Consider the following 414-nt stretch of genomic DNA (forward strand, 5'->3'; position numbering starts at 1 on the left):
GTCTGTCCTGCTCCTCGGGTTGGGCCCGCCGACGGGTCTGGGGCTGACGGTGGTGACGGGGACGTCGCCGCCGACGGGGCGGGTGACCCAGGTCCAGGCGTCGTCGCCGTCAGGCCCGGGGTGGAGGAACCAGCGGATATGGCCGGGGGTGACGTCGGGGTCGGCCCAGGACCAAGCCGGGTCAACGAGGCATTCGCGGTGCGCGTCCAGGTATGCGCGGGCGGCGCCGAGCGCGGTGTCCCGGCGGCGGTGTCCGGCAAGCAGCAGGCCGACGAACTCGCCAGCGAACCAGTCCTCACACACCTGGACCTCCACACCGCCGACGACGACGGTGGCCATGGCGGGAAAGACCTGGTCGATCCGGTCAGCGGTGGCCAGGGAGATCCGCTCCCAGTCGACGGCCGCGGGGATGCC

1 protein-coding gene is annotated in these 414 nt (G+C 72.9%); it reads right to left on the reverse strand.

Annotated features, from left to right (window positions below; genetic code table 11):
- A partial coding sequence (locus tag G6R25_RS24640) for a hypothetical protein (protein WP_205447478.1) occupies window positions 1-414 on the reverse strand: 414 nt, incomplete at both ends.

Source organism: Candidatus Frankia alpina (genome assembly GCF_902806485.1).
Classification (GTDB): Bacteria; Actinomycetota; Actinomycetes; order Frankiales; family Frankiaceae; genus Frankia; species Frankia alpina.